This is a genomic window from Halobacterium sp. DL1, assembly GCA_000230955.3.
Taxonomy (GTDB): domain Archaea; phylum Halobacteriota; class Halobacteria; order Halobacteriales; family Halobacteriaceae; genus Halobacterium.
The window spans coordinates 314,927-335,770 of record CP007060.1 but is presented as its reverse complement, the minus strand read 5'-3'; the positions used below and the strand labels follow the sequence as shown (position 1 = coordinate 335,770).

The following is a 20,844-nucleotide window of genomic DNA, read 5'->3' as shown; positions in this document are numbered from 1 at the left end:
CAAACGATGACACGGCCCCTGCTGGCGCTGTGCCTCGTCGCGCTCGTCGTCGCGTCGGGGTGCCTGGCTGCGGAGCCAGCGTCGCAGGAACGGGTCGACACGCCGACCACGGAAGTCCCCTACGACGACCAGAGCCCCGCGAAGCCGACGTACGACGAGTACGACAACCCGTGGGGAACGGACAGAGTGGAGGTCGTCGTCGAGGACCACGCGGGGATGGAGCGGAACATCCATCCCGAGGTGATGAGGGCGCTCTCCTACTGGGAGGAACAGACCAACCGGGAGAGCGCGTACAACCCCGATTTCCGCCTCGTGAGCCAGAGCGACGCCCCGGAGATCCGGGTCGAGGTCGTCCAGGTCGTCGACGGCTGTGGCGTCCACGAGGACAGCGTCGCGCTCGGCTGTGCGCCGGTGCTCTCGCGGGACGAGCAGACCAACGGAACGGTGACGGTGCGCATGCGGGCCGGCCACGAGCGGGAGACGACGCTCGCCATTCTGAAACACGAGTTCGGCCACACACTCGGCTATCGGCACGGCGACGAACCGAAGAAGACGATGTCGAAGAACCTGACGGCGCGAGCGCCCGAGAACATCACGGACGCCACCGACCGGACGTACCCGTGGTCGTCGGAGACGCTGCGAGTCGCCGTGGAGGCCGACAGGGACCTCTCGGACGGCCAGCACGAGCGCCTCCGGAGCGCGCTCGCCTACTACGAGCGCGGCGCCCAGGGGACGGTGACGGTGCCGCCGTCGTTCGAACTGGTCGATGACCCGGAGGAGGCCCACATCGTCGTCTCGTTCGCGGAGTCAATCGAGGACTGCCCGACCACAGGTCCCACGTCCTCGTGTGCGTACTGGGAGGGGCCGGACGTGGACGAGGACCCGAAGCCGGAGTACTACACGAAGGCGCACGTCGTCCTCGAGGACGAGGCCCACGGGCTCCCCGGCTGGCACGTCGGCTACTGGCTGGGACAGTCGCTGTGGACGAACGGCGTGCCGAAGCCCTACCAGACGGGAGAGCGACCGCCCGCGACGACGTGGTAGCCGGCCGTCGCCTCGGTCAGTCTCGCCGCCGCCTCAGTTCTCGTCTCCGTCCTCCTCGACGACCCTGATGCCGCGGTTGTTGACCGCGTCGGGATCGAGGCCGACCTCCTCGAGGAAGTTCCGGTACTCGCGTTCGGCGGACTCGCCGGCCTTCTGCTTGTCGCTGGCGTGGTCGCAGAGTTCGATGAGGTTCTCGGGGACGTCGTTCTGGTAGACGATCCAGTGGTTGACGAGGTCGCTCATCCGGCGGATGGGGCTGGTGAAGTGGCCGTATATCTCGAAGTTGAGCGCGTGGTGCCCGCCGAACGGGTCGTTCATGTACTTCGCGCGGGGCATCACCTTCATCACCGCCCACTGGATCTTCCCGAGCTGGCGTTCGGGCGCCTGTTCGAGGGTGGCGTTGACCGCCTTCCGCGGGTCGTCCCAGGAGTCCCCGGGGATGGAGACGCCGTCGAGTTCCTGAATCTCGCGGAGGGCGTCGTCCCACTCGTCGGGCGACGGCTGGGGGTGGACGCGGTAGACCGCCTCGACGCCGCGGTCCCACATGAGTTCGTGCGTGACGGCCTTGTTCGCTTTCAGCATGCACTCCTCGATGATGGTGTGGGCTCGGTCGCGGCGGGGGTTGAGGACGAGGCTCCCCTCCTCCTTGCGCTGCTCGTGCATCTGGTCGGCGAGTTCGTAGACGAGCGATATCTCGTCGTGGAGCGGCGCGTCCGGTTCGTCGAGGCGGTCCTCGGTCTCAGTGTACGTGAGTCGCTCGTTCGAGTGGATGACGGACTTGTAGATCTCGATGTTCCGGTAGGAGAGGTCGTCCTTGTCGAGGTGCATCTCGACGGTGTGCGCGAGGCGGTCCTCCTGGGGGACCAGCGAGCAGACCGTCTCAGCGAGCACCGGCGGGAGCATGTGGACCGTATAGGCTGGGAGGTAGATGGTGTTCCCGCGGTCGACGGCGGCGTCCCACATCGCCGACTCGGGGTGGACGTAGTGGGTGACGTCGGCGATGTGGACCCAGACGACGTACTCGTGGTCGCGCTCCATCACGCTGATGGCGTCGTCGAAGTCCTGGGCGTCCACGGGGTCGGTCGTCCACGTGGGGAGCCGTCGCATGTCCGCGCGGTCCTCGACCTCGTCCTGGATCTCCTCCTGGACGCCCTCGGTTCGAGCCTCGGCCTCCTCCATGACCTCGGGCGGGAACTCGTCGTGGAGTTCGAACTTCTCGAAGAGGTCCTCGCGCTTGTTCGCTATCTGGCGGTCGAGTTCGGGCGAGATCTCCACGGGGCCCTGGGCTTCGGCGGTGCCCGGCGCCGCCTCTGCGTCGTTTGACATACTTTCCAGTAACCGACTCCCCTAGTTAGTCGTATCGCCGTCACTCTCTGCCGGGGCGCTCCTCGCGCTCGGTGAGGAACCGCGTGACGAACTCCTCGTCGCTGACCTGGCCCGCCCCCGCGTCCTCGAGGGCCTCCTCGAGTCCGGTCCGCGCGTGCTTCGTGAGGTCGCGGAAACAGGGCTTGCAGAGGTACTCGAACTCCTTGCCCTCGCGGTCCCAGCGGTCCCCGTGCTTGTCGTACTCGCGGGCGTCGCTACGCTCGATGGAGACGCCACACGAGATACAGGTCACCGGGTCGTTCTCGGACCCCCACATCGCCTAGTTGTTCGCCGTCGTCGCACTTAGCGGTTGGGTCGGAGCGGGCGTTTTAAGCGTCGAGGCGACGGAGTCCCGGTATGAACGTGTCCTCTCGGCACCACCTGCGGAGCGACGAGATCAAGGCCATCGCGGACGCCCTCCGGGAGGGGCTGGACGTGGAACTCGACGCGGACTCCTTCGAACTCGTCGAACTGACCGACGAACCGTTCGACGTCGTGCTCGTCGACGGCGAGCCCCTGGTCTGGTACCCCGAAGGCGAACCGTTCGTCACCGTGCGCGGCGCGAACGCGACCACCCCGCGGACCGGTGTCGTCACCGTCGACGCGGGCGCCATCTCGTTCGTGAGCGACGGCGCGGACGTGATGCGCCCTGGCATCACCGAGGCCGACGACGACATCGAGGAAGGCGACCTCGTCGTCATCCAGGAGGAGTCCCACGGGAAGGCGCTGGCCATCGGGCGCGCGCTCACGAGCGGCGACGAGATGGTCGGGTCGTCGGGGAAGGTCGTCGAGAGCCTCCACCACGTCGGCGACGAACTGTACGAGTTCTCCGTCTGATTACTCGGCGTCCCCGTTCGCCGCCTCGTCCTCGTCGTCCATCTCCTCCTCGTAGCGTTCGAGCGCGTCCTCGTAGCCCCGCTTGGCCAGCCGGAACGTCTCCCGGAGGTCGACGATGGGGTCCTCGCTGGCGTCGACGCGCAGGTCGTCGTAGTACGGGCGGTCGTCGTCAGCGGTGTCGACGACCTTCACGGCGGCGCTCTGGACCGTGAGGTCCTCGCGCTTGTCCCCACCGGCGGCCTGCCCCGCGCCGAGTGCGTCTATCAGTCGCTTCGCGAGCGGCGCGTTCCCGAACGCCACGCCCTCGTACTGCTCGGCGGTGCGCTCGACGACGGCCTCCCCCGTCAGGAGGTTGCCCGCGACGGTGTAGTTCTCGCCGCTGGTGTGGCCGTACCAGCCGTTGCACCCCTCGCCAGAGAACGTGAACGAGCCCTCCCGGGAGACGCCGTGGAGCTGCCGGTCCGCGCTCCCGTCGTCTGCGTTCAGGAGCGCCTGCAGCGCGTCCTCGATAGCGAGACCGTCGGCGAGGTACGCGACGCCCCTGCGACCGAGCTCGACGTTTGTGAGGCTCTGTGTGGCGACGGCGCCGTGCTCGTTGACGTGCGGGCAGGGGACGCCGACACCCGGGAGGCGCGTCGTCACCGCGACGCCGAAGCGGTACTGCTGGTCGCCCTCGTCGTCCTCGTAGGGCTCGCGGACGCAGATGCTGAAAGTCACGTCCGGCCGAACGCACCCGACGCCCTAAACGCTAGGCGAACCGGACGCCGAACGTGGCCACGCTGGACCACCCAACCGGCGTGAGAGTGCTCTACCTGGCAGCCGGTAGCGGGTTGGACTGAAAGGGGCCGGTGGTTCGGCGACGCCCGACGACGATAGAACGGTACGTTCCAGCTAGCGTCTGACGCAAGAACTATGCGGGCGGCGAGCGGGTCATACGTCTATGGGCTTCATGGAGAAGATTCTCGGCGGGAGCGGGAGTTCCACCGAGGATTACGTCGAACTGGACATCGAGGACTTCGACACGGACGCCAGCGAGGTCGGGGTCAAAGTACACGTCGCGGAGATAGACGGCCAGGAGGACGTCATCGCCATCAAGGACGCCGTCTACGACGGCGACATGGTCATCGCGGACATCACGCGACTCCGCACGGAGGACCGCACCGTCGAGCACGTCGTCGACGAACTCCGGCAGGTCGCCCAGGAGGTCGGCGGCGACATCGTCCAGAAGGGCGACGACCAGCTCATCGTCACGCCGGCCGGCATCGCCATCAGCCGGTCGAAGCTCAACCGCCACTAACCGTTCTACCGGGCCGTCGACACGGCCGTCGCTGTGGAGTTCTTCGAGCCTGGTTTTCAGAAGCAGTACGTCCGGTTTACGGAGCGTTGTCCGGCTTCTCCGCGTCGTCCTCGACGGATCGCTTCATCGAGTCGCGGCGGGACTTCGCGTCCCGGCCGGTTGCGTCGTAGAGGAAGTCGTTCTTCGCGTCGACGGCATCTGCGGCGGCGTCGGCGTTCCCCTCGGCGATGACGTCCTCGGCCGGGCGCTCCACGAAGTCCACGGCGAGTTTGTCCTTCTTCCCGGAGTACTCGACCGCGCCGGCGACGATGCGGTCGAAGACGGGGTTCTCGGGGTCCTCGACGACGTAGAGGTCGCTGCCCTTGAACTCCTCGGTGGCCGTAGCCGCACCGAAGAACTCCTCGATTTCGGCTTCGAGGTCGGGCATTCGCTCTTCGAGGTACTCCCCTCGCCGCATCTTGTACTCCTTCATGAAGGCGAGAAAGACAGCGAGGGGTTTAATCCCTTCGTCAGCGCTCCTCGGCGAGGTAGCCGCGCTGGCACTCCGGGCAGATGTCCCCGGCGCGCAGGCTCGAGCCCGCGGCGTACCGTTCGAACCCACACTCCGGGCAGAACAGCGCGAAGTCGAGGTCGTCGGAGTCCGACTGGTCGATCGGCCCGGCGCTCGTGAACCCGGTGTCGGTCGCCACGAACTCCTCGTCGTCGTCCTCGCCGAACTGGAACTCCGCCGTCTGCTCCGTCTCGCCGACCGGGCCGGCGTCGAAGCCCTCGTCTTCGCCGTCGGTCTCCGGCCACTCGCCGGGCGCCCGGTCGGTCCCGCTCGCCGACTGGCTCGTCGCTCCCGCTTCGGCGCCGGCCGTCCCTGCGCCGGCGGCGGGCTGGTGGTCCGGTTCGGGGTCAGGCTGTGCGGCGGGCCCGGCGTCTGTTCCGTCGGGGCTGGACTCGACGAACTCCACGTCCTCGTCCGCCGGGTCGGGAGTCGGCTCGGGCACCGCGTCGTCGACGCCCGGCTCGACGTCGGGGTCGGCGGGTTCGTCCCACTGTTCGCTACGGGGGTCGCTGTCGTCGGCGTCCGCGTCCAGGATGACAGCGTCGTCGTCCGTCTCGGCGTCGTCGGTGGTGGTCGTGGTGCCTGCCTCAGCCTGCTCTATTGCGTCGGTCGGCGACCCGAACTCGTCGTCCGTGGCGTCCGCCGTGGACTCCGTCGGTTCGGGTGCCGGTTCCTGTGATGGCGTCGACTCCTCTGACGCCGCCGGTTCCTGCGACGGCGTCGGCTCCGACTCCCGCGACTGGCCGGCGCTCGCGTCCGCGGAGCGGTCGGGTTCGAGGGTTCGTACCTCCGTGTTCTCGGTCGTGACGTTCTCCGCGCCGCAGCGCGCGCACTCCCGAAGTTCGCGCTCCGTGACGACCACCTCGTTGCCCCGCTCCTCGCGGTCCCGCTCGACGAACGACTCGCCGTAATCGTGTCCGAGCAGGGAGCACCTGAGACCCATTGGCAGGGTCGTATCCGGGCCACCGGCAAAAGGCTACCGTTCGGGGATACCGATAAGACGCCGGCGCGTGTTCGTGGACGTATGCAGGCCAAGCGCGAGTATCGCGACCGCGACGAGACGGAGGTGGCGGTGCTCGACGCGCTCGTCGACCGGACGAACGGGGGGATGACCGTCTTCGAGTTGCGCTCGCACGTCGACGCGGGCATCGACGACCTCGAGGCGGCGCTCGGGTCGCTGAAGGCCGACGACCTCATCGCCGCCGAGGAGGACGGCGACCGCACCGTCATCACCGTCGACGAGTGCGTCGTTCCCGACTACGACGACCCGGAGGAGGAGCCGACGTGGCTCGACGAGATTCTCCGCAAGATCGGGCTCTGAGGCCGGGCGCCGATGCGGTGGCTTTACCCCGCCGAGCGCCCCACGTTCGGGCAATGACTGTCGTCAGGGAGAGCCACGAGGCCCACGGCGCGACGTTCCGTGACGTGGGGGGCACGGCGGTCCCCGAGGAGTACGGGCGTCCCGAGCGCACGCACCGCGCGGTGCGCAACGTCGTCGGCGTCACCGAACACGCCTTCGACGTGCTCGTCGTCACCGGCGAGGACCGCCACGCGTTCGTCGACGACACGGTCACCAACCGCGTACCGACGGACGACGGCGAGGGCTGCTACGCGCTGCTCCTCGACCCCCAGGGCCGCATCCGCGTCGACTGCTACGTCTTTGCCACGGGCGACAGCCTCCTGCTGTTCCTCCCCGTCGGCGAGGGCGCGGACGTCGCCGAGGAGTGGAGCGACCGGACGTTCGTCCAGGACGTCGAGGTGCGCCTCGCGACCGACGACTTCGGCACGTTCGGCGTCCACGGTCCGAAGGCGACCGAGAAGGTGGCGAGCGTGCTCCACCACGGGAGCCCACCGGAGGAACGACTCCGGTTCGTCCGCGGCGAGATGGAGGCCGGGGTCACCGTCGTCCGCGACGACGACCTGGCGGGCGAGGAGGGATACCTCGTCGTCTGCGACGCCGACGGCGCCAGGGACGTCTTCGAGACGCTGCTCGTCCGGGGGTTGAACGCCACGCCGTTCGGCCGGCGCACCTGGGAGACGCTCACCCTGGAGGCCGGCACGCCGCTGTTCGAGACCGAACTCCACGACCGGGTGCCAAACGTGCTCGGCCTCCGCAACGCCGTCGACTTCGAGAAGGGCTGTTTCGTCGGTCAGGAGATCGTCTCGAAGGTGGAAAACCGCGGCCGCCCGAGTTCCCGGCTGGTCGGCCTGGAACCCGACGCGCTCCCCGACGCGGGCGCGAACGTCCACGCGGACGGGAGCAGCGTCGGCGAGGTGACGCGGGCCGCGGTCAGCCCGATGCGCGACGAACCCCTCGCGCTCGCCGTCGTCGACTACGACGTGAGCGGCGACCTGACCGTGGACACCGACGACGGCACGGTGGACGCGACGCTCGCCGACCTGCCGTTCGTCGAGGGCGGGCAGCGCTCCGCTCGCCTGCCGTCGTACGACGACTGACCGGCTCAGGTCCTCTATCGCAGCAGCGCGCGTAGCTGTGCCGCCGAGAAGATGCTCGTCGGCCGGTCCATGTGGACGCCGATCTCGCCCTCGAACAGTCCCATCCCCGCGCGCTGGACCGGTTCGGGCGCGGAGTAGCCCCGCCGGACGAGGTGGCCGAGCGCGATGTCGCGTTCGAGTTCGTCGCGCCACGCCCGCTCGTAGCCGGCCAGCGTCGACGGTCGGTCCGGGTCGATTTCGCGGGCGGCGCAGTCCGCGGCGGTCATACCGTAGAGGATGCCGCCGCCCGTGAACGGCTTCGTCTGGCCGGCGGCGTCGCCGACCAGGAACCCGCGGTGGCTGGTGACGGTGTCCGCTGGACCGATGGGAATCAGGCCCGAGCAGCGGTGTTCGACGTCGACGCCGTAGTCGGCGACGAGTTCGTCGAACAGTGTCGGGACGTCCGCGCCGGGCGCGGCCGCGAGGCCGTACTCGACGCCGCCCTCGCCGCGGGGGATGCGCCACGCGAAGAACTCGGGGACGGTGAGGTGGACGTCGACGAAGTCCTCGTGGTCCGGCTCGGGGTCGAAGGCGAGCGCACCGTGGAGGAACTCCCCGGGTTCCGGGAGGTCAAGCGCGTCCCGCACCCGCGAGCGCGGCCCGTCGCTTCCCGCGACCATCTTCGCCTCCACGTCGAACGTCTCATCGGGGCCCCGGACGGTGAGTTCGACCGACTCGCGGCTCTCCCGCACGTCGGTGACGGTGTGGTGCTCGCGCACGTCGGCGCCCGCGTCCCGCGCGGCGTCGGCGAGCACCCTGTCCAGTTGCACGCGGTCGATGGCGTTCGATATCGCGGTGTCCTTGTAGAACGGGTAGGCCTCGGAGTCCGCGCCGCCGAGGTGGAAGCGCGCGCCCCGGATGGCGTTCTGGAAGAGGTCCTCGCGGGCACTATCGGGGACGTACTCCCAGACGTCGAGGCTGACGTGCCCGGAGCAGGCCAGGGGCTTCCCGAGTTCGCCCGACTCGAAGGCAACCACGTCGTACCCCCGCTCGGCGGCCCGCCGCGCGAACCTCGCTCCGGCGGGACCGACGCCGACGACCGCGAAGTCGTACATTACCTCCGAATTGTCCGGCCGCGAGCAAATGTCTTCCCCTCGTGTGGCGCCGACGCGCTCACCACCAGTCTAGGGACTGGTTTCGCTCGCGAAGGTTCGCCGGGTCGAGCGCACCCTCGGAGACGTCGACGCGGTCTCCCTCCTGTTCGAGTAGCGTCTGCCGGAGCAGCGCGCTCTCGGTCTCGAACTCGGGGGAGACGTGGAGGCGACAGTCGGCGTCGAGCGTGTACAGCCCCGCGTCGAAGGCCGCGTGGTGGGTCCTGTCCAGCGCGACGACGTTCCCGGGGTCGGTGCGCAGCGACTCGTAGTCGCTCCAGGGCAAAACGTGCGCGACGTCGAGCAGTCGGGGGTGGTCCACGCCCGACACCGGACAGGTGGTGTCGTAACGCGCGAGCACCGCGTCACGGAACGCCGCCGGGAGCGAGCGGGCGCCGACCGTCGTCTCGTACTCGCTGGCCTCATAGGACCAGTCGTTTTCGCCGTCGGTCGCGTCGTCTGCCACGTCCGCCGGAGCACCGAGTTCGAGAATCCGGTAGGTTCCGTCGCCGTCGATGAACTCCAGTTCGCCACGCTCGCCGAGTTGCTGGAGTATTTGTCGGAGTTTCGCTCGACGGTTCGCGTTGTCGGGGAACTCCGCACGAAGCACCGGCAGTAGCTGGTCGTACAGTTCCTGCAGTTCGACGACCCGCCATCCGGTCTCCTCGCGGTAGCAAGCGAGTTCACGGCGGACGACGCGACGCCAGCGCGACATGACCGCGGCTTCGGATCGCCCGATCTAAAGCCTTCGGGGCTGGCAAGCGGCCCGAGAACGTACGGTCCACCGTCCCAGTTGGACGGAAACTGCCGTAATCCCTTTTTGTGTGGTTATCGTGTGATTGAACAGAAGATGGAGACGAAGGATACCGCCGAGTCCACCCGCCTCGGGTCGAAGCGAGAGCTGTGCCTCGAACGCCGCCGTGAACGCCTCCTAGCCGTCGTCGAAGACGGAGACCTCCCGCTGTCGGTGTCCGATCTCACCGACCTGGTCACCGACCAGTCGTGGGGCAGCGACGACGACCCGGCGAAGCTCCGGGTCCGCCTCCACCACGTCCACCTCCCGAAGCTCGACGAACTGGGCGTGCTGCAGTACGACGAGTCCCAGAACGCCGTCGTCGGCTGTTCCGGCCTCGAGGAGTAGGTCCGACATCCCCGGCAGTCCTGCCGGCGACGGCCCCAGCTAGTCGTCCGCCTTCGGAGCAGCCTTCTCCTGGTCCTTCGCGGGTTTCTCGCGGTCCGAACGCGGGCCCTCCAGGTCGATGGCCGTGAGTTTGTCCCGGAGGTAGCGGCCAGTGTGGCTGTCGTCGTTGCGCGCGACTTCCTCGGGGGTGCCGGTGGCGACGACGTCCCCGCCGTGTTCGCCGCCCTCGGGGCCAAGGTCGACGATGTGGTCGGCGTTCTTCACGAGGTCGAGTTCGTGCTCGATGACGACGACGCTGTTGCCGCGGTCGGTGAGGCGCTGGAGCACCTCGATGAGTTTCCGCTCGTCGGCACTGTGGAGGCCGGTCGTCGGTTCGTCGAGCAGGTAGAGCGTGTCGCCGGAGTCCTTCTTGCCGAGCTCCTCTGCGAGTTTGACGCGCTGGGCCTCGCCGCCGCTGAGGGTGGTCGAGGGCTGGCCGAGGCGCATGTAGTCGAGGCCGACGTCCATCAGCAGCTTCAGCCGGCGGCCGAGCCGTGAGTCAGCCTCGAAGAAGTCGTGAGCCTCCTCGACGGACATCTGGAGGACGTCCGCGATGGTCTTGCCCTTGAACGTCACCTCGAGGGTCTCGTCGTTGTAGCGGTCGCCGCCGCACTCCTCGCAGGGGACGTGGACGTCCGAGAGGAAGTTCATCTCGATCTTCTGGGTGCCCTGCCCGCCGCAGGCCTCACAGCGCCCGCCCTTCACGTTGAACGAGAACCGTCCCTTCTCGTAGCCGCGCTGTTTGGCGAGTTTCGTCTGGGCGAACTTCTCGCGGATGTAGTCGAAGACGCCGGTGTACGTCGCGGGGTTCGAGCGCGGCGTGCGGCCGATTGGCGACTGGTCGATGAGCCGTACCTTCTCGACGTTCTCGATGCCCTCGATGGCGTCGTGCTCGCCGGGGTCGACGCTCGTGTTGTCGTTCATCTCGCGGGCGAGGCCCTTGTAGAGGATGTCGTGCATCAGCGTCGACTTCCCGCTGCCGGAGACGCCGGTGATGGCGGTGAACGCGCCGACCGGGACATCTACGTCGAGGTCCCGGAGGTTGTGCTGGCGGGCGCCCTCGATGGTGAGGCTGTCCTCCCAGCCGCGGCGGTCCTCGGGGACGGGAATCTGCTTGCGGCCCGCGAGGTAGTCGCCCGTGACCGACTCATCGCTCTCCATCAGGTCCGCGACGGTGCCGTTGGCGACGACTTCGCCGCCGTGGCGGCCCGGCCCCGGTCCCATGTCGACGACGTTGTCCGCGCGCCGCATCGTCTCCTCGTCGTGCTCGACGACGACGAGCGTGTTGCCGAGGTCCCGGAGCTCCTCGAGGGTGTTCAGCAGGCGGTCGTTGTCGCGCTGGTGGAGGCCAATGCTCGGTTCGTCGAGGACGTATAGCACGCCGACGAGGCCCGCACCGATCTGCGTGGCGAGGCGGATGCGCTGGCTCTCGCCGCCCGAGAGCGTCGACGCCTCGCGGTCGAGCGTGAGGTACTCCAGGCCGACCTCGGACATGAACCCGAGGCGGGCGCGGATCTCCTTGAGGATCTCCTCGGCGATCTTCGTGTCCCGCTCGTCCATCCCCGCCTCCATCCCCTCGAAGTGCTCGAGGGCGTCGCCGATGCTCATCCGGTTCACTTCCGTGATGGAGGTGCCCTGGACGAGCACGGCCCGTGAAGACGGCTTCAGGCGCGTCCCGTCGCAGGCCGGACACGTCGTCACGGACATGTACTTCTCGATGTGGTCCCTGGTGGAGTCCGAATCCGTCTCCACGTAGCGGCGCTCGAGGTTCGGGATGACGCCCTCGAAGCGCTTCTCCTTCCGTCGGACGCCGTTCTTCGTGTTCCGCTTGAACACGACGTCCTCGCTGGTGCCGTAGAGGAACGCGTCCTGGACGTCCTCGTCGAGGTCCTCGAACGGCGTGCGCACGGAGACGCCGAAGTGCTCGGCGACGGCGTCCAGCCGGGTCCGGTAGTACGACCGGTTGTAACTCCACGCCTCGAAGACGTCCTTCAGCGGCTTGGCGGGGTCGACGACGACGAGGTCCTCGCTGACCTCCTTCGTGTTCCCGATGCCCTCGCACTCCGGGCAGGCGCCGTGGGGACTGTTGAACGAGAAGCTCCGGGTCTCGATCTCGCTGATGTCGATGCCGCAGTGCGTGCACGCGAGCGCCTCGGAGAACTCCACGACCAGCCTGTCGTCGACCGCCTCGTCCGCGAGGTCGCCCGTCGAGCGCGCCGTCGCGCCGCCGAGTTCGAGGTCCTCACTCGGGTCGGGGACGACGACCTTCAGCACGCCGTCGGCCTCCTCGAGGGCGGTCTCGACGCTGTCGGTGATGCGCGAGCGGGCGTCGTCGCTGACCGTCACGCGGTCGACGACGACGTCGATGGTGTGGTCGTAGTTCTCGTCGAGGTCCGGTCGGTCGTAGGCGAGGTCGAACTCCTCGCCGTCGACCTCCACGCGGGAGTAGCCCTCGGCGACGAACTGGTCGAAGCGGTCCTCGAAGGCGCCCTTCTGGTCGCGCACGACCGGCGCGAGCACCTTCAGCTTCGTCCCTTCGGGGAGTTCGAGGATGCGCCGCACCATCTGCTGGGCGGACTGCTCGCCGACCTCGCGGCCACACTCCGGGCAGTGTGGGATGCCGACGCGGGCGTACAGCAGGCGGAGGTAGTCGTGGAGTTCGGTGACGGTGCCGACCGTCGAGCGGGGGTTGTTCGCGGCGTTCTTCTGGTCGATGGAGATGGCTGGGGAGAGTCCCTCGACGGACTCCACCTGGGGTTTGTCCATCTGCCCGAGGAAGTTCCGGGCGTACGCCGACAGGCTCTCGATGTAGCGGCGCTGGCCCTCGGCGTAGATGGTCTGGAACGCGAGCGACGATTTCCCCGACCCGGAGAGGCCGGTCACCACGTTGAACGACTCCCGTGGCAGCTTCACGTCGAGGTCCTTGAGGTTGTGTTCCTCGGCCCCGCGGACCTCGATGTACTCGTCTCTCATTAGGAGTCTACTACCGCGTGTGGGGGTGAAGGTTTGTCGGTCCCGGCCGTCGCCACGAATCCTTATGCGGCAGGACGCGACAGTTCGCTGTATGTCCCCCGCTAGCGATTACGACATCTCCACGGTCGACCTCGACGACGACCGCTACGTGGTCAAGCAGTCACTAATCCGGAACAAGTACGCCGTCCGCGACGCCGCCGGCGATGTCGTCCTCCGCGCGAAGCAGAAGCTGTTCAAGATGAAAGAGGAGTTCCCGTTCGTCACCGGCGACGGGGACGCGGCGTTCACTGTGAAGGCGGGTGGCATCCTGGACGTCGCGGGCAACTACTCTGTCATCGACGACGCGACCGGCGAGGCCGTCGTCTCGCTCGACGAGGACCTCTCGCTGTTCGTCGAGAACTGGACGGTCAGAGACCCCGAAACGGGGGACGCGCTGGCGACCATCGAGTCCAAGAGCAAACTGCTCTCGATGCTCCGGCACCTCGTCGACCTCGCGAACCTCTTCCCGAACAAGTACGAGATACGCGACGCCAGCGGGGGCCACGTCGGCGACATCGACGGCAAGTCTTCCCTCCGGGACACGTACACCGTCACCATCGACGACGCCAGCAACGTCCCGAAGGAAGCCGTCGTCGCGGCGGCCTGCGTCATCGACGCCCTCGAGAACCAGTAGCCGCCGGACTCCAAGAACGCCGGTTTCCCGCCGCCGGGTCGCTCGTCGAGCGTGTTACGCGGTGCCGAACGTGCGCCGGAGGTCGCCAGCGACGTCCGCGATTGCCTCGTGAGCGCGGTCGAGGTCAGGCGACGACAACATCGTGGCGAACCCGTGGATCATGTCGTCGTACTCCACGTGCCTGACAGGGACGCCGTCCGCTTCGAGTTGCTCGGCGTACGCCACGCCGCCGTCCCGCAGCGGGTCGAAGCCCGCCGTGACGACGGTCGCAGGCGGAACGCCGGAGAGGTCGCAGGCGTTGGTCGGGTCGGCGTACGGGTTTCGCTCGTGGACCTCGCTCCCGAAGTAGCACTCCCGGAACCACTCAAGGTCGTCCTCTGAGAGGACCCGGCCGGCGTGCTCCCGGACCGACTGCTGGTCCCGCTCGATGCCGACGCCCGGGTAAAGCAGCGCCTGGTGGTCGATGTCGGGCCCGTTTTTCTCGGCGGCCATCAGCGCCGCGACGGCCGCGAGGGCGCCGCCCGCGCTGTCTCCGACCACGGCGAGGTTGCCGTCCGATGCGAGCGCGTCGGGGTTGGCGGCCGCCCACTCGACGGCGGCGTAGGCGTCCTCGACGGCCGCCGGGAACGGGTGTTCGGGCGCGAGTCGGTAGTCCACGGCCACCACGACGGCGCCGGACTCCCGGGCTAGGTGCCGGCAGAGCAGGTCGTGGCTCTCCAGGCTCCCGAGCACGTAGCCGCCGCCGTGGAAGAAGACGACCGTGGGAAACGGCCCGTCGCCGTGCGGCCGGTAGATTCGGATGGGAAGGTCGCCGTCGGGTCCGGGAATCGACCGTTCGACGGTCCGCCCGACCGCGGGCGGGTTGCGGTTCTGCCACCAGTTCATCAGGCGACCCAGCCAGCGGAGTCGCCGGACGCCGACGTCCCGGAGCGACGAAAGTCCGAGTTTCCGGCGGCGTTCCAGCGCCGCCTCGGCCTGCGGGTGGAGGTCGGCCTCGTCCATACGCTGCGTTCGGCCGGTCGACAGAAAAAGACGGCGTCGGCGCTACTCCGCGACGTCCGCCGGCTCCGCGCCCGAGAGCTCCCGCAGTCGCTCCGGTTCGATGGGCCACACCGCGGTCGGCGTCCCCGCGGCCGCCCACACCTCGTCGTGGGCGAGCAGCGTGTCGTCGAGCAGGACGGGGACGCCGTTCTCGTGGCAGATGGGCGGCACGCCGCCGATGCTCCAGCCGGTCGCCTCCTTCACCTCGTCGGCCTCCGCCATCCGCGCGTCGCTGGCGTCCTGGTACACAGCGACCTTCCCGAAGTCCACGCGGTTCGCGCCGCTCGTCACGACGACCACGGGGTCGTCGTCGGCCACCACGACGATGCTGGAGGCGATCTGCGCGACGTCGCAGCCGATGGCGTCGGCGGCGTCGGCGGCGGTCTTGGTCCCCTCGTCGAACTCGTGGACGTCCACGTCGAGGTCGTGCTCCTCGCTGGCCCGCTCGGCGAACTCCTCGGCTCGCTCGTGCATGCTCGTCGGTCACACGGCCCGGCGAGAAAGGCGTGTCGTTCCCCGTAACCGAGCGCGGCGAACGGTCGCACAGAGACGAGTTCTTCAGTCCCCGGGTGCAAGCCAGCGCATGAACGCGGACTTCGGGACCGGGTACAGCCGACTGCTCCCGCTCGCCGGGACGGCGTACCTCGTCTACCTCGCGACCCAACCGCCGCCGGCGCGGTGGGTCGGACTCGGCTGCCTGGCTATCCTCGTCCCGCTGTTCGCCGGCTGGCTGCTCGGGAACGTCGCAGGAATCGGGCCGTGGGCGTCGGACGAGGACGCCTGACTGATTCCAGCCAGCGATTCAGACGTCCTCCGGCAGCCACCCGCCGTCCACCTCGATGTTCTCCCCCGAGATGTACGCCGAATCCTCGTCGCAGAAGAACCGGACGGCCTGCGCGACGTCCTCGAAGGACGCCCAGCGGCCGCGGGGCGCGTCCTCCGGGAACTCGTCGGAGTTCTCCATGACGTAGGGTGAGACGGCGTTGACGGTGACGCCGTCGTCCTTGGTGTCGGCGGCGAGCATCCGGGTGAACATCAGGACGCCCTGCTTGGCGACGAAGTACGGGAAGTTCTTCGGGGAGACTAGCCCCTTCTCCGCGGACGCGTAGCCGATGTTGACGATGCGGCCCCACTGCTGGTCGCGCATGCCGTCGAGCGCGCGCCTCGAGCAGAGGTAGGTGCCCGTGAGGTTCGTCTGGAGCACGCGGTTCCACTCCTCGACGCTCAAGTCGGCCCAGTGGGCGGGCGCGAAGTCGCCGACGTTGTTCACGAGCACGTCCACTGTGCCGACTTCGTCCTTGGCGTCCGCGAACAGACCGTCCACGCCGTCGGGGTCCGTGACGTCGCCCTGGACGGTGGTGGACTCGGGAGCGCCCGCGTCACGCGCCGCGTCGGCCGTCTCGCTGGCGGCGTCGGCGCTGGAGTGGTAGTGGACGGCGACGCTGGCCCCGCAGGCGGCGAGCGAGCGGACGAGCGCGCTGCCGAGTCCACCGGAACTCCCGGTGACGAGCGCGGTGTGGCCCTCGAGGTCGGGTTCGAGCATACTGGACGTACTCGCGACGCGGCCATATGTTTATGGAGGTCGCCGGCAACCTCGCCCCATGGCAATCGAGCGTATTCTGGTCGTAGTCGGGCCCGGGAATCGGGACCGCGTGGATAGGCTAGCGGCGACGACGGCCGACCTCGCGGGACCGATGGACGCGACGGTGTCGGTGGCGCGCCTCTCGACCGACGCGTCGGTGGCAGACCGCGAGAGCGGACGGGTGGCGACGTCGTGACGCTGGTCGAGGACACGGACGCGGACCTCGCCGTCGTCGGCGGCCGGAAGCGCTCGCCGACCGGAAAGGCGGTCTTCGGGAGCACCGCCCAGTCCGTGTTGCTGTCGGCGCCGTGTCCAGTGACCTTCGTGCGCGACGACCACTGATGGACGCGACGGTCGAGGACGGCGTGTTGGACGTCTCGTTCGACGCCGGTGACTCGCTGCTCGCGGCCGCCGGGTCGCTCGTCGACCACACCGGCGACGTCCGTATCGAGCGTGCGAGGGAGGGCGTCCTCAGGACGGTGGCGAACGCGGCCCGAAAGCGCGAGCGCACGCCGGTCCGTCTCACGGCCGAGCGCGAGACGAACGCCCGGTTCGCGCCCGACCACCACGGCGAACTGGTCGCCTGCGAGGTCGGTGACCGGCGCGTGGCGGCCGCACGGACCGCGTTCCTCGCGGCGACCGACGGCGTCCGCATCGGCGCCGACCGCGTGGGCAACGCGCCGGACCGCGGCCACGGCCTCTTCCTGACGATGCTCTCCGGCGAGGGAACCGCGTTCCTCGCGGGCCGCGGGCGCGTCGAGCGCGTCGACGTCGCCGCCGGCGAGGACCGGGTCGTGTCCGCGGACCACGTCGTCGCCTTCGACGACCGGGCGGACGTGAGCGTGGAGCGAATCAGTGCGCTGGAGGACGCGACCGCCACCTGCCGGGTCGGCGGTCCGGGAACCGTCTGGGTCGGGACCCGGCGCGGGCCGCCGTAGGGCACCGCTCGCAGGCCCCGTAACTCGGCGCAGGACTTTTGCACGGCCCACCCAGAGAGAGTCCCATGCGACGACGCGACGTGCTGCGCGGCGCCCTGGGCGCAGCAGCCCTCCCACTGGTGAGTAGCGCGGTGACCGCCGACAGTCAGGACTCCTACGAGCCGCTCGGCCACGTCGCCATCGAGGCGACCAAGGAGGTCGTGGTCGACGGCGAAACGGCCTACGCAGCCACGACCGACGGGTTCGCTACGGTGGACGTCAGCGACCCCGCCACCCCCGAGGTGCTCTCCGAGGCGTCGTTCCTCCTCTCTGAGCGGGAGAACGGCCCGCTCCGACAGATCTACGACGTGAAGGTGGACGGCGACACGCTGATCGTCGTCGGTCCGGCGAACGGGTCCAGCCAGGAGATACTGCAGGGGATGGCGGTGTACGACGTCAGCGACCCCGCCAGCCCGGAGCGCACAGGCTTCCACGAAACCGACTTTCCCATCCACAACGCCTACCTCGACGGCGACGTGGCGTACCTCACCGCGAACGACCAGCGGAACAACCCGGTCGTGATGGTGGACGTGAGCGCCACCCCCGAGGAGGTCGGGCGCTGGTCCATCGTCGACCACGACGACCGGTGGCGCACCGTCAACTGGTTCGTGCGGTCGAACCACGACCTCTACGTCCAGGACGGCACGCTGTACATCGCGCACTGGGACGCCGGCACGTGGCTCGTCGACGTCAGTGACCCCGCGAATCCGGAGTACGTGAATCACTTCGGCCACTACGACGTGACGGACCTCCAGAACCTCGAACAGCCCTACGTCGAGGGCGTCGAGGTTCCGGGCAACTCCCACTACGTCACGGTCAACGACGACGCGACGCTGCTGGGCTCCGGCGCGGAGGCCTGGGACGTCGCCGAGACGGAGAACCAGGGCGGGCCGGGCGGCATCGACCTCTGGGACATCTCGGACCCCCAGAACCCGGAGAAGGTGGCGTTCGTCGAACCGCCGGAGACGCCGGACGCGACCCAGCAGGGGACGTGGACCACATCGCACAACTTCGAGCTCCGCGGCGACCGCCTCTACACGTCGTGGTACCGGGGCGGCGTGAAGCTCTTCGACGTGAGCGACCCCACGAACCCCGAGGAACTGGCGTGGTGGCGCCAACCCGAACAGGCCAGTTTCTGGACGGCACAGTACCTCTCCGGAGACGCGTTCGTCACGAGCAACCGTGCGGGCAGCGGCGACTACCCCTCCGGCGTCTACACCTTCCCGAACCGCGCCGGCGAGCAGGCGAATCCGCCGTCGATGGCCCCCCAGACGCCCACCACGACGGCCGGAGGCAGTACGACTTCGGGCAGCGACAGCACCGCGACCACGGCAGCCCAGAGCACGACCACGTCGGCTGTCGGCGACACCACGACCGAGGTGCCCGAAGGCAGCGACTCCGGCGTCGGCGTCCCTGGCTTCGGCGTGGTCGCCGGACTGTCGGCTGCGTCGGCGGCCGCGCTGGCGGCGTGGCGGCGTCTCGACTAACCGAAGGTATACCACACCTCGGGCGCGTAGGCTCGCTCATGAGCGAGACAGCGGGCGCGGGGGACCTCCACGAGCGCGTCGAGACGTGGCTCACGGCCCAGATGCCGATCATCCGGAGTCACGGCGGAACGAGCGCCATTCGGAAGGCCGACCCCGAGGACGGCGAAGTCATCGTCGAACTCGGCGGCGCCTGTTCAGGGTGTGGTATCAGCCCCCGGACCGCCCAGCGGATCAAGATGGACCTCGCGGCGGAGTTCGACGAAGTCAACGACGTCGTCGTGCGGTTCACGGACGGCGACGGCGGCGGGTGGGGCGGCGACCAGCCGGAGAGCTTCATGGGCGTCGACCGCAACGAGGGCGGGCGCGGCGGGCGCGGCGAGGGCAGTCCGGACTCCGACAGCCACTTCTAGTTCTCGACGGCGCGCCGCACGCGCTCGGCGACGTCTAGCGCCCGCTCCGCGAGCTCCGGGGAGACGGTGCCCGCGTCCACGCAGTCCTGTAGCTCGTCCTCGTCGACGACCTCGACCGTGCCGTCGGCGTGTTTCACCACGTCCACGTGGAGGTCGACGTACCGGACTGTGTTCGGGAACACCTCGACGGGCGTCGAGACGTTCAGGTAGGTCCCCTTGACGGTGCCGTCGTCGGCGCGGTAGACGGTCGGGTACCACCAGTTCCCCTCCGTGAACCGGGTGGTGGCGACGTCGCCCGCCTCGCGCTCGACGTCGAGCTCGTCGTAGACGCCACCGGCCGTCATCTCCCGCTCGACGGAGAGTCTCCCCTTCTCGCTGTCGACGTCGGTGACCTCGCCCCGGCCGAGCGTGATGCGTCGGCCGTCGGGCTTGCCGTGCCGGAGCGCCACCGTGTCGCCCTCGCGGGGGCCGAACTGGTCGGTCACCGCGTCGAACGGGAACGACCCCGTCTCGACGCCGAGCGACTCCGCGAAGTCGACCGCGCCGCTGGCCGTCTCGCTGCCGGCCTTGACGCGGTGGTGGCCGTCCATCGTCGGGGCCACCTCGCGGCGGCGGTCGTCGAGCGCGAACCGGGAGTCGCGCCCGAACCACGCCCAGGCCGTCTCCTCGGGGGCGGCGACCAGTCGCGGCGCATCGTCCCCGGGGTCGGGCGCGTCGGCGAGCGCGGCCTCCAGGTCGGCGGCGACGTCGGCGACCGTGTCGAGGGCGTCGCCGAGCGCGCTCATGTCTGCGTCCTCCGCGTCGTACTCCCAGCGGACGCCCCAGTTGTCGGGGAGGTCCGGGTCGAGCAGTTCCGTGGTCCGGGCGAGTTCGTGGTCCGCGCCGCCCCCCGGCGTCCCCGCGACGAGCGCGTCGACGCCGCGTTCGAGCGTCGCCACCCCGCCCGGCGCGCGAATCTCGGTGCCGATCACCGGCCGGTCGCGGCCCCACGGCGGGTTCGGTTCGTGAACCTGCACACGGAGCGTGTCGCCCTCCTCGACGTGGCTGTCGGCGGTGTCGAAGGGCAGGTACGCCTCCCGACCCTCACCCAGGTCGACGACGGCGCCGCCGCCGACCGTGCGCTCCACGACGGCATCGAACACTGCGCCGCGGGCCGCACGGTCCGCCCACACGAACGTGTCGAGGCCAACGTCGCGGAGGACCGCGAACACGGCTTCGGCGGCGTCGGGGGTGGCGGCGACGCCGACGCCCTGCCGGTCGGGCGTCATCCAGACGTCGGCGTCGTGTTCGGCCGTCTCGAAGTCGGCCTCGAAGCGCTCGCGGATGGGCGGCGACGCCGCGACCACGTCGAGGCCGGCCTCTCGAAAGAGGTGGGTGAGTGCCGTCGCGTAGATGCCGCGGACGCGGACGCGCGTCATTCGAGCGCCGCCCGCTCGCCGGCGAAGCGAACCCGGTCGTGGATGGTCGGGCCGAGCGTGAGTTCGACGACGGTGGGGTCGCCGTCGGCTTCGCTCAGCACGCGCGCTCCCTCGACGTACGCTCCCCAGGTGCCGAAGCGGACGAACCCGCGGACGTCCTGGCTGTGCGTGAACAGGTCGACGTAGTCGAGGTCGTGTTCGGGGAACTCGGCGGCGGAGTGCGTCTGGTCCATGTCGGAGTAGATGGTGTCGCGTCCGTCGAAGAAGGACTCCACGCGGTCGGCCTCTGCGGCGGCCTCCTCGGCGACCGCTCGCTCGATCTCGGTGAGGTCGTCCCGCGAGAGGCCGGCGTCCCGGAGTTTCGCCCGGGTGCGCTGGTCGAAGAGCATACGCGTGCTTGGGCTCCCGGGGGTTTCAGCGTTG

General features: G+C 69.2%; 26 protein-coding genes. 13 read left to right on the top strand and 13 right to left on the bottom strand.

Annotation, left to right across the window (positions count from 1 at the left end):
* Nucleotides 1–6: 6 nt before the first annotated feature.
* Nucleotides 7–1,044: a hypothetical protein gene (locus tag HALDL1_03325; GenBank protein ID AHG05111.1), complete on the top strand. Its 1,038-nt coding sequence runs from the start codon at nt 7–9 to the stop codon at nt 1,042–1,044.
* Nucleotides 1,045–1,077: 33 nt separating this feature from the next.
* Here HALDL1_03325 and HALDL1_03320 read toward each other — a convergent pair whose 3' ends face one another.
* Nucleotides 1,078–2,370, bottom strand: coding sequence for a ribonuclease R (locus HALDL1_03320; GenBank protein ID AHG02762.1), 1,293 nt, complete (start codon nt 2,368–2,370; stop codon nt 1,078–1,080).
* 40 nt (nt 2,371–2,410) lie between these two features.
* Nucleotides 2,411–2,686, bottom strand: coding sequence for a hypothetical protein (locus HALDL1_03315; GenBank protein AHG02761.1), 276 nt, complete (start codon nt 2,684–2,686; stop codon nt 2,411–2,413).
* 80 nt (nt 2,687–2,766) lie between these two features.
* Here HALDL1_03315 and HALDL1_03310 point away from each other — a divergent pair, with 80 nt between their 5' ends.
* Nucleotides 2,767–3,246, top strand: a complete 480-nt coding sequence (locus tag HALDL1_03310; protein ID AHG02760.1) for an RNA-binding protein — start codon at nt 2,767–2,769, stop codon at nt 3,244–3,246.
* On the opposite strand, the gene HALDL1_03305 is transcribed toward HALDL1_03310, so the two are convergent.
* Nucleotides 3,247–3,963, bottom strand: coding sequence for a hypothetical protein (locus tag HALDL1_03305; protein AHG02759.1), 717 nt, complete (start codon nt 3,961–3,963; stop codon nt 3,247–3,249).
* A gap of 223 nt (nt 3,964–4,186) precedes the next feature.
* Between HALDL1_03305 and HALDL1_03300 the strand changes: the two genes are divergently transcribed.
* A complete protein-coding gene (locus HALDL1_03300) occupies nt 4,187–4,543 on the top strand; it encodes a hypothetical protein (GenBank protein AHG02758.1) in 357 nt (118 codons plus the stop codon).
* Between the two features lie 76 nt (nt 4,544–4,619).
* On the opposite strand, the gene HALDL1_03295 is transcribed toward HALDL1_03300, so the two are convergent.
* Nucleotides 4,620–5,015, bottom strand: a complete 396-nt coding sequence (locus HALDL1_03295) for a hypothetical protein (protein AHG02757.1) — start codon at nt 5,013–5,015, stop codon at nt 4,620–4,622.
* Between the two features lie 37 nt (nt 5,016–5,052).
* A complete protein-coding gene (locus HALDL1_03290) occupies nt 5,053–6,036 on the bottom strand; it encodes a hypothetical protein (protein ID AHG02756.1) in 984 nt (327 codons plus the stop codon).
* A gap of 81 nt (nt 6,037–6,117) precedes the next feature.
* Between HALDL1_03290 and HALDL1_03285 the strand changes: the two genes are divergently transcribed.
* Nucleotides 6,118–6,414, top strand: coding sequence for a hypothetical protein (locus tag HALDL1_03285; protein AHG02755.1), 297 nt, complete (start codon nt 6,118–6,120; stop codon nt 6,412–6,414).
* Between the two features lie 53 nt (nt 6,415–6,467).
* Complete coding sequence (locus HALDL1_03280; protein ID AHG02754.1) at nt 6,468–7,550, top strand: glycine cleavage system protein T; 1,083 nt, start codon at nt 6,468–6,470, stop codon at nt 7,548–7,550.
* Nucleotides 7,551–7,564: 14 nt separating this feature from the next.
* On the opposite strand, the gene HALDL1_03275 is transcribed toward HALDL1_03280, so the two are convergent.
* Nucleotides 7,565–8,644, bottom strand: coding sequence for an electron transfer flavoprotein (locus HALDL1_03275; protein AHG02753.1), 1,080 nt, complete (start codon nt 8,642–8,644; stop codon nt 7,565–7,567).
* A 58-nt stretch (nt 8,645–8,702) separates the two neighbouring features.
* Complete coding sequence (locus HALDL1_03270; GenBank protein AHG02752.1) at nt 8,703–9,395, bottom strand: hypothetical protein; 693 nt, start codon at nt 9,393–9,395, stop codon at nt 8,703–8,705.
* A 135-nt stretch (nt 9,396–9,530) separates the two neighbouring features.
* Here HALDL1_03270 and HALDL1_03265 point away from each other — a divergent pair, with 135 nt between their 5' ends.
* Nucleotides 9,531–9,821, top strand: a complete 291-nt coding sequence (locus HALDL1_03265; GenBank protein AHG02751.1) for a hypothetical protein — start codon at nt 9,531–9,533, stop codon at nt 9,819–9,821.
* A gap of 39 nt (nt 9,822–9,860) precedes the next feature.
* On the opposite strand, the gene HALDL1_03260 is transcribed toward HALDL1_03265, so the two are convergent.
* Nucleotides 9,861–12,833, bottom strand: a complete 2,973-nt coding sequence (locus HALDL1_03260) for an excinuclease ABC subunit A (protein AHG02750.1) — start codon at nt 12,831–12,833, stop codon at nt 9,861–9,863.
* 91 nt (nt 12,834–12,924) lie between these two features.
* On the opposite strand from HALDL1_03260, the gene HALDL1_03255 reads away from it, so the two are divergent.
* Nucleotides 12,925–13,506: a hypothetical protein gene (locus HALDL1_03255; GenBank protein AHG02749.1), complete on the top strand. Its 582-nt coding sequence runs from the start codon at nt 12,925–12,927 to the stop codon at nt 13,504–13,506.
* A gap of 54 nt (nt 13,507–13,560) precedes the next feature.
* Here HALDL1_03255 and HALDL1_03250 read toward each other — a convergent pair whose 3' ends face one another.
* Nucleotides 13,561–14,508 (bottom strand): alpha/beta hydrolase, encoded by a 948-nt coding sequence (locus HALDL1_03250; GenBank protein AHG02748.1) that lies wholly within the window; start codon nt 14,506–14,508, stop codon nt 13,561–13,563.
* 42 nt (nt 14,509–14,550) lie between these two features.
* Nucleotides 14,551–15,021, bottom strand: a complete 471-nt coding sequence (locus HALDL1_03245; GenBank protein AHG02747.1) for a YbaK/prolyl-tRNA synthetase associated region — start codon at nt 15,019–15,021, stop codon at nt 14,551–14,553.
* 109 nt (nt 15,022–15,130) lie between these two features.
* Here HALDL1_03245 and HALDL1_03240 point away from each other — a divergent pair, with 109 nt between their 5' ends.
* Nucleotides 15,131–15,331, top strand: a complete 201-nt coding sequence (locus HALDL1_03240) for a hypothetical protein (GenBank protein AHG02746.1) — start codon at nt 15,131–15,133, stop codon at nt 15,329–15,331.
* Between the two features lie 18 nt (nt 15,332–15,349).
* Here the strand turns inward: HALDL1_03240 and HALDL1_03235 are convergent, their stop codons facing one another.
* Entirely contained in the window at nt 15,350–16,090 is a 741-nt protein-coding gene (locus HALDL1_03235; protein AHG02745.1) for an oxidoreductase, read from the bottom strand.
* 58 nt (nt 16,091–16,148) lie between these two features.
* On the opposite strand from HALDL1_03235, the gene HALDL1_03230 reads away from it, so the two are divergent.
* The 5 genes from HALDL1_03230 (at nt 16,149) to HALDL1_03210 (ending at nt 19,003) form a co-directional block, all read left to right on the top strand.
* Nucleotides 16,149–16,325 carry a hypothetical protein gene (locus tag HALDL1_03230; GenBank protein ID AHG05110.1) on the top strand — a complete coding sequence of 59 codons (177 nt, stop codon included), beginning with the start codon at nt 16,149–16,151 and terminating at the stop codon, nt 16,323–16,325.
* Nucleotides 16,322–16,471, top strand: coding sequence for a hypothetical protein (locus HALDL1_03225; GenBank protein AHG05109.1), 150 nt, complete (start codon nt 16,322–16,324; stop codon nt 16,469–16,471). Before HALDL1_03230 ends, HALDL1_03225 begins: the two co-directional genes overlap by 4 nt.
* A complete protein-coding gene (locus HALDL1_03220; GenBank protein ID AHG02744.1) occupies nt 16,471–17,067 on the top strand; it encodes a hypothetical protein in 597 nt (198 codons plus the stop codon). Before HALDL1_03225 ends, HALDL1_03220 begins: the two co-directional genes overlap by 1 nt.
* A 65-nt stretch (nt 17,068–17,132) precedes the next feature.
* Nucleotides 17,133–18,593, top strand: a complete 1,461-nt coding sequence (locus HALDL1_03215; protein AHG02743.1) for a nitrogen fixation protein NifU — start codon at nt 17,133–17,135, stop codon at nt 18,591–18,593.
* A 38-nt stretch (nt 18,594–18,631) separates the two neighbouring features.
* The gene (locus HALDL1_03210; protein ID AHG02742.1) at nt 18,632–19,003 is read left to right on the top strand and encodes a nitrogen-fixing protein NifU; all 372 of its coding nucleotides are present in this window, start codon (nt 18,632–18,634) and stop codon (nt 19,001–19,003) included.
* Here HALDL1_03210 and HALDL1_03205 read toward each other — a convergent pair.
* Complete coding sequence (locus HALDL1_03205; GenBank protein ID AHG02741.1) at nt 19,000–20,421, bottom strand: RNA-binding protein; 1,422 nt, start codon at nt 20,419–20,421, stop codon at nt 19,000–19,002. The two genes, HALDL1_03210 and HALDL1_03205, sit on opposite strands and share 4 nt — an antisense overlap.
* A complete protein-coding gene (locus HALDL1_03200) occupies nt 20,418–20,810 on the bottom strand; it encodes a hypothetical protein (protein ID AHG02740.1) in 393 nt (130 codons plus the stop codon). The genes HALDL1_03205 and HALDL1_03200 overlap by 4 nt, the downstream gene beginning before the upstream one ends.
* Between the last annotated feature and the right edge of the window lie 34 nt (nt 20,811–20,844).

Excerpts from the sequence above, each read along its gene's own strand:
- HALDL1_03325 (AHG05111.1), top strand. The coding sequence starts at position 7 with ATGACACGGCCCCTGCTGGCGCTGTGCCTCGTCGCGCTCGTCGTCGCG.
- HALDL1_03320 (AHG02762.1), bottom strand. The coding sequence starts at position 2,370 with ATGTCAAACGACGCAGAGGCGGCGCCGGGCACCGCCGAAGCCCAGGGC.
- HALDL1_03315 (AHG02761.1), bottom strand. The coding sequence starts at position 2,686 with ATGTGGGGGTCCGAGAACGACCCGGTGACCTGTATCTCGTGTGGCGTC.
- HALDL1_03310 (AHG02760.1), top strand. The coding sequence starts at position 2,767 with ATGAACGTGTCCTCTCGGCACCACCTGCGGAGCGACGAGATCAAGGCC.
- HALDL1_03300 (AHG02758.1), top strand. The coding sequence starts at position 4,187 with ATGGGCTTCATGGAGAAGATTCTCGGCGGGAGCGGGAGTTCCACCGAG.
- HALDL1_03295 (AHG02757.1), bottom strand. The coding sequence starts at position 5,015 with ATGAAGGAGTACAAGATGCGGCGAGGGGAGTACCTCGAAGAGCGAATG.
- HALDL1_03290 (AHG02756.1), bottom strand. The coding sequence starts at position 6,036 with ATGGGTCTCAGGTGCTCCCTGCTCGGACACGATTACGGCGAGTCGTTC.
- HALDL1_03285 (AHG02755.1), top strand. The coding sequence starts at position 6,118 with ATGCAGGCCAAGCGCGAGTATCGCGACCGCGACGAGACGGAGGTGGCG.
- HALDL1_03280 (AHG02754.1), top strand. The coding sequence starts at position 6,468 with ATGACTGTCGTCAGGGAGAGCCACGAGGCCCACGGCGCGACGTTCCGT.
- HALDL1_03275 (AHG02753.1), bottom strand. The coding sequence starts at position 8,644 with ATGTACGACTTCGCGGTCGTCGGCGTCGGTCCCGCCGGAGCGAGGTTC.
- HALDL1_03270 (AHG02752.1), bottom strand. The coding sequence starts at position 9,395 with ATGTCGCGCTGGCGTCGCGTCGTCCGCCGTGAACTCGCTTGCTACCGC.
- HALDL1_03265 (AHG02751.1), top strand. The coding sequence starts at position 9,531 with ATGGAGACGAAGGATACCGCCGAGTCCACCCGCCTCGGGTCGAAGCGA.
- HALDL1_03260 (AHG02750.1), bottom strand. The coding sequence starts at position 12,833 with ATGAGAGACGAGTACATCGAGGTCCGCGGGGCCGAGGAACACAACCTC.
- HALDL1_03255 (AHG02749.1), top strand. The coding sequence starts at position 12,925 with ATGTCCCCCGCTAGCGATTACGACATCTCCACGGTCGACCTCGACGAC.
- HALDL1_03250 (AHG02748.1), bottom strand. The coding sequence starts at position 14,508 with ATGGACGAGGCCGACCTCCACCCGCAGGCCGAGGCGGCGCTGGAACGC.
- HALDL1_03245 (AHG02747.1), bottom strand. The coding sequence starts at position 15,021 with ATGCACGAGCGAGCCGAGGAGTTCGCCGAGCGGGCCAGCGAGGAGCAC.
- HALDL1_03240 (AHG02746.1), top strand. The coding sequence starts at position 15,131 with ATGAACGCGGACTTCGGGACCGGGTACAGCCGACTGCTCCCGCTCGCC.
- HALDL1_03235 (AHG02745.1), bottom strand. The coding sequence starts at position 16,090 with ATGCTCGAACCCGACCTCGAGGGCCACACCGCGCTCGTCACCGGGAGT.
- HALDL1_03230 (AHG05110.1), top strand. The coding sequence starts at position 16,149 with ATGGCAATCGAGCGTATTCTGGTCGTAGTCGGGCCCGGGAATCGGGAC.
- HALDL1_03220 (AHG02744.1), top strand. The coding sequence starts at position 16,471 with ATGGACGCGACGGTCGAGGACGGCGTGTTGGACGTCTCGTTCGACGCC.
- HALDL1_03215 (AHG02743.1), top strand. The coding sequence starts at position 17,133 with ATGCGACGACGCGACGTGCTGCGCGGCGCCCTGGGCGCAGCAGCCCTC.
- HALDL1_03210 (AHG02742.1), top strand. The coding sequence starts at position 18,632 with ATGAGCGAGACAGCGGGCGCGGGGGACCTCCACGAGCGCGTCGAGACG.
- HALDL1_03205 (AHG02741.1), bottom strand. The coding sequence starts at position 20,421 with ATGACGCGCGTCCGCGTCCGCGGCATCTACGCGACGGCACTCACCCAC.
- HALDL1_03200 (AHG02740.1), bottom strand. The coding sequence starts at position 20,810 with ATGCTCTTCGACCAGCGCACCCGGGCGAAACTCCGGGACGCCGGCCTC.